Origin of the sequence: Streptococcus pseudopneumoniae (assembly GCF_001070815.1) — a bacterium.
Taxonomy (GTDB): Bacteria; Bacillota; Bacilli; order Lactobacillales; family Streptococcaceae; genus Streptococcus; species Streptococcus pseudopneumoniae_P.
This window is the reverse complement of record NZ_JVLX01000033.1, coordinates 1-5,809: the sequence shown is the minus strand read 5'-3', so window position 1 is coordinate 5,809 and position 5,809 is coordinate 1. Positions and strand designations below refer to the sequence as shown.

At 33.3% G+C, this 5,809-nt stretch carries 2 protein-coding genes; both read right to left on the bottom strand.

The features are described 5' to 3' along the window. Positions 1 to 3,501, bottom strand: a 3,501-nt coding sequence (locus tag ADG81_RS03870) for a YSIRK-type signal peptide-containing protein (RefSeq protein WP_049550948.1), incomplete at its 3' end; no start/stop codon positions are given. Positions 3,502 to 4,173: 672 nt separating this feature from the next. Then, positions 4,174 to 5,809, bottom strand: a 1,636-nt coding sequence (locus ADG81_RS03865; protein ID WP_049550947.1) for a Rib/alpha-like domain-containing protein, incomplete at its 5' end; no start/stop codon positions are given.

The following is a 5,809-nucleotide window of genomic DNA, read 5'->3' as shown; positions in this document are numbered from 1 at the left end:
CACATATTGTGTCTTACTATCGACTACTACAATTTTAGCAGGAATCTCTGCAACTATTTCTGTACCTAGCTTAGCTACAACTGTTACATCTTTGTCTCCTGTGGAACCAGTATTTGGTTTTTCTTTATACTCAAACGTGGTTCCTTCTGGGAATTTACTTGGATCAATACTATCTTTCGGTGAGATACCTTCTTTGTTTACTGGAACATACTGAGGATAGCTTTCTACCACACGTACCGTTGCTGGAACTTCGACAAGTTTATTACCTGCTTTGTCTTTAACAACTACTGTAACATTCTTGTCCCCTGCCTCTGAAGTATTGACTTCTTCTTTATATTCAAATGTAGCATCATCAGGAAATTGACTTTTATCTATATTTTTCAGAACATCTGGTTGGATATTGTTGTCACTAACTGATACAATTTGAGGAATTCCTTCAACTACTACAACATCAAATTTATCAGTATCGTCATTTTTTTCAACTGAGTCTTTTCCCTCACTATCTGTAGCCTTTAAAGTTACTGTATATACACCTGGTTTAGAAGTATCTAATCCCTGATCATCAATAACTGAAACATTTGGTTTTGTTATTTCCTTATTATCCCTATCATCTTCTAAATCAGCTACTTCAATACCTGGTTTACCATCAACAATAGTATCTGATACTTGTTTCAAAAGTTTTTCAGTATTAACTTTATTAGACACATCCGTTTTAGGAACATATATAACATCTTTATTGACATTTAAAGTTGGAGCTTCATTTAAAACATTCGCATAAGCAACATCTGAATCATTTCCTGCTTTATCTTGAACAGTTACTTTGATGCGTTTGTCAGGAGATAAATCATCATTTGCTTCATCTAAATTAATATCTTCAGGTAAAGGTAATACTAATTTCCCATCAATTATATTTAATTTTTCAGAATCTTTGTACCATTCATCACCTTTTTTAGTTAATTTAATTGTTTTCGCACCATTTGGTAATGTTACTGTTATACCAGTTACACCACCAATCGCATGATTAATTTTTTCAACTTCTGTTGTAGCTTCATCGTCTGCTAACTTATGCTGATTATCCTTGTTATTATTGTTCTTATCGTTTTCAATAACATCCTTTTTCTCTCTTACAGGGTCAGTTAAGCCTGTCTCTTCCTCTGGAATAGAAATCAAGAGGTTTCTTCCCTGATTTTTATTAGTACTATTTCCCTGCACTCCATCGGTATGTATTGTTTCGACTGTTGGTGCTTTAGGTTTTGTTGAATCAATATAAATCGTCTTATTATAATAGTAGTTTGGATTTTCAGAATTTCTTACACCAGATACTGTATTATGGTATAAACCATTTGAATTTGAAACATCGCCCGTATTCAATAAAACATTATCATCAGAATCTCTTAAACCATTTGGTAAAAAGGTTCTAATTTTAAATGTTGCTGTACCCTTATAGTTTGAAGTTGTAGTGAAAGGAATTTTAAAATTTCTAGTTCCATTATTAGAACCAACACCTATTCTAGGATCTTTTCCTGCGTTATTAGCAGAAGTATTATAAATTAAAGTTAATTTTCTACTAATTGAGTCATATACAATATTTTTAGGACTAATTGGAACCCCTCCAAACCAAACAGTATCTTTAGCATTTTTAATATTGTCTGGTAACTCTACACCTTCTGGTATCTCGATCTCAGTTTTCGCTGAACCATAATGTCTAATTCCACCAACACTATTGACAGTAAATTCTAGCTCACCTTTCTGTTCTGATTTGTATAATTTATTTTCTCCATATCCCCCTTCTTGGTTATTAGTCTTAACATTAGTAGTCATTTCTGTTCCAGTACCCAATGCTAAATTAACAGCTCCGACAAAATAACCGTCTTCTAATTGTTTCTTTCCGTTATTCAATGAGTATGAAGTTTTGCCTGTTATTGGATCTCCTTTTAATGCACTACCGTCATGCAATGCTTCTATTTCAACTCTAATTCTAGTTGTATTTAGAGGTATCTCATAAATTGCACGATATTCTGTCCATCCATCACCGTTTCCTCCATTACCCGTAGGTGTAGATATATGAGAAGTTTCATATTTTTCACCTTCTGTCCTATCATCTCGTACACTAGGAATTAAACTATTATTTTGTGCATCATAAACTGATATTTTTATTTTTTCTCCTGTTCCGGCAGTTCCCATGTTCCCGTAGGCACCACCTGTAATCGCACTTAATATAACTCTCGAATTACTATTTACAGAATACTCTTTTGAAATTTTATTTCCTTGTTTTCCCAATTCTAAATAGTAACCTTTAGGTAAATTATGAGTACCAACAGTACCTGAGTAATTTACTCCATTTGCATAGTTTTGGTTTGAAGCATGTACTCCTAGCGGTTGATTGGGCCCCTCATTCTCATTATAATTTCTAGTAATAGAATTATCGTTATCATATACTTTACTTGGAGTTCCCAGATATTCCTTTTCACGCCCTGTATCAGCTACTGGTTGCTCAGGCTTAATAGCTTTTAAAATAGTTGATGCACCTGATGAATCAGTAATCTTCCAACCATTTAAAGAACCATTAATCTCTTTTTCTTTCCATTTATAGGTAATACCTCCAGTTAATAGCTGAGTCTTTGACTTCCTAGTCTTATCTGATAAGATGCTCTTAGACCATTGTTTTTCAATCTTTTTCTCTTTAACTACAGCATCATCAAAATTAATATCACCAAATTGCTCTTTTGCACTCTCAAAAACTCCATTTTGGGGATTATTTCCATAACCCAGTTTATTATTATTTGTTGGTCCTTCTATCGCTTTACTAATTGTATTTGCAGAATTTGATACAGCTTCTCTAAATCCACTCTCTCCTTTTCCTGGAATGGCTTTTCCATTTCGTGGATCTTGATTTTTGTTTTCTTTTTCTTTTTCTAATTTCTTTTCAATGGATGCTTTTGGTATACTTTTAAGAATAAAATCTATATTATTAAGAGAACTTAATTCTTTGTCGATATCTCCCTGTATTACTTTATCATTAGATAATAAGTCTTGTGCTTTAGCTAATTCTTCATTCGCACTTTTGATTACTTCTTCTGTTTTTTCATTCACTTCAGTTTTTTCAAGTAACGCTTGAACACGAGCAACAGCTAATTCTAATTTACTTGTATCAGCTTTAATAAACTGTTTTTCCTCTTGTCTACTCTCATTATTAAAAGATTCAGTTGAAGAAATAACATCTTTAGATTCTGTATTTTCAGAAGTTGCTTCTGATACCTTAAGATTAGAAGTATTAACTCTATCCTCATTATCTGTTTTCTTATCATATTCCTTTTGTTGATGATTTGAAGATACTGAGGCAGCACTACTATCATTACTTTGAATAGCATCTGCCTGAACAGTACCTCCACCAATAAACATCATAAAAGCAGCAATCGCGACTGAAGCTGCTCCAAAACTTACTTTGCGAATAGAAAAACGTAGTTGTTTTTCACGATCATGTTTACCTTTATAAAACATCTGATTTCCTCCGTTATAAATATCTTATTATATATTATAATACTCTTTTTATCTAATAAATCAATAGAGTTTTTCGCAAAGTTTTATATCACAAAACGAACAATATCCGTATATATATATATATATATATATATATACGGATATTGTTCGCTATTCTTTATAAATATTACATTCTATGAAACATGATGTTTATTGTCTGAAAAATTACGTTTTTATAACATTTTAAATCACATAAATATTTAGCCTATGTATTTTCCAATCAGCTATTAGTTCCTAGCGCTAATTATTTATCATCAAGTAGTACAACCTGTTTCGAATCAGGTTGATAAATGGCTTCCATTTACTTCCTTCTTTCCTAGTTAATCTATTTACACTTCAATCCTACCAAATATTCCTTGAAAGAAGTATCACAATCATTACAAAACATATCTACAATAAATAAGTAAAACATTTATATTAGTTAAAAACTTTATAAAAAGTAAGTACTAATAAATCTTCCCATAAAAAAACGCATAGTATCAGACTTTTTTAAGTTACTGATACTATACGTTCCTGTGATCCTGATATTTTTTCAGCATCAACAATCTTTATATTATTATCCAAATACTATTTCGTAAAGTTTTTATATAGGTCTGGATTTAATATTACACAAGATAAATAATCGACAAATCTTTAATCTTCTTTTTTCTTACGGGCTACGAGTCCGAATGCACCCAACATTCCAAGAAGTCCAAGACTAGCTAGACCAGCCTTATCTTCTGTACCAGTATTTGGTAATTCCTTCTTGTCATTGGCTACGGTTGTTTCAACGGATACTTGTTTAGAATCTGTAGAACTTGTCTGAACTGGAGTAGCTACTGGTTTTTCTGGACTTGTAGGAGTCTCTGGAGAGCTTGGTTGCTCTTGATTGATTGGTTTTTTCACTTTCTTATAGTGATGTAGTGTATTTCCTTTAGCATCCGTTGTTGAATGACTAAATTCATATCCTTCCAACTCTATTGGATTGTGTTTTCCTTCTTTATCTGAAGTAATTCGGTTACCATTTTCATCAAGATATTCCGTTACAATCTGAACAGTTGAATCGCCATTTTGAGAAATGACTCCTCCACCATTTTGTGATTTAGGTGTTACCGTAACTGGTACATCTACTGTAATAATACGACCATCAGGTAATTTCACTTTCACTTTAACAACTGGTTTTGTTCCTGGTGTTTCAGTTGTTGGAATTTCTCCGACTTCTACAATTTCCCATCCTTCTGGTAAATCGACTTTCTTCATAACATCCTCTTTAGTAATTGGTGTTCCAACTTCCACTACAATAGGTGTTACTTTCGGTGTTACGATTACAGGCACATCTACTTCAATAATCTCACCAGTTGGAACTTTGATTTTCACTTTAACGCTTGGTTTTACTCCAGCTGGAATTGTTGTTGGAATTTCTCCGACTTCTACAATTTCCCATCCTGGTTCTTTTGGTAAGTCAATATGACCTTTTACATCATCTGGTGTAATCGGTGTTCCTTGTGGTACAACTATTTGTCTAACAGTTGGCGTTACGATGACTGGTACATCAACTGTAATCTTACGTCCATCTGGTAATTCAATTTCCACTGGAACAACTGGTTTTGTTCCTGGTGTAGTTGTTGTTGGAATTTCTCCTACTTTTGTTACCTTCCATCCATTTGGTAATTCAATATGTTTCTGAACATCTTCTGGCGTAACTGGTGTTCCTACTTGAACTACTACAGGTGTTACTTTCGGTGTTACGATTACTGGAATGTTCATCGTTACTCGAATTCCATTTGGTAATTCAATCACAACTGGAATACTTGGTCTTTCACCTGGTATATCAGTTGTTGGTTTATCTCCAATCGAGATAACTTTTACTCCTTTTGGAATGTGTTTTTCAACATCCTCAGCAGTAATTGGATCCCCTTGTTTTTTAACAATATCCTCAATAGGTGTTACATTCACCGGTACTTCTACCGTAACAATTTTTCCATTTGGTAATGTAATTGTTACTTTCACTGGATCTTTCTTACCTGGTGTTGTTAAATCTGGGAGATCTCCTACTTTAACTGTTGCTCCTTCTGGTATCTTAATTTGTTTTAGGACATCCTCTGGAGTCAGTTTTTCTTTTGTTATTGGTGTTTCAATTGGTGTAATTGGTGTTACATTCACTGGTACTTCTACCGTAACTACTTTTCCATTTGGTAAGGTAATCGTTACTTTAACTGGATCTTTCTTACCTGGCGTTGTCAAGTCTGGAATGTTTTCAACATTTGTGACCTTGCCACCTTCTGGAATC